Annotated in this window: 1 protein-coding gene; it reads left to right on the top strand. The window is 63.0% G+C overall.

What is annotated here, in order from left to right:
- The coding region (locus AC2JF9_RS09190) for a hypothetical protein (protein WP_500727158.1) at positions 1 to 454 on the top strand (454 nt) is incomplete at both ends.

The raw sequence follows: 454 nt of genomic DNA, 5'->3' as shown, positions 1-454 counted from the left end.
GAAGATCGCCTTGTCCCAATCGGCGGCGTTCGGCGTCGGTCCCGACGGCCGTCCGGAGCAGTACGTAACCACGGTCGGTACGCCCGTATCGTTCCACGTCGCGGATGCGGCGACCGGAGAGCTCTTGTATTCGCAAGCGCTGTCCGGCTCCGACACGATCTGGGGGCTGACGAGAACGCCGGACGGCAACGTGTACTTCAGCACGAACGGCGAATTGTATCGCTACCTTCCCGCCGAGCGCCGCATCGAAGCGTTGGGACAAAACCCGTCCAACAAGCAGGTATTCGACCTCAAGGCGAGCGCGGACGGGAAGCTTTACGGGGCTACATACTCCAGCACCAATCTCGGCCGCGTCTTCGAATACGATATCGCCTCCGGCGTCTTCCGCGACCTCGGCGTGATGAAGGAAGGCCAGCAATACGCCCGCGGGCTCGGCGTGACGGATGACTACGTC

This window comes from Lactobacillus sp. C449L, from assembly GCF_059900815.1.
Note: the sequence above shows the minus strand (reverse complement) of the source record. Positions and strands in the feature narration are given on the sequence as shown.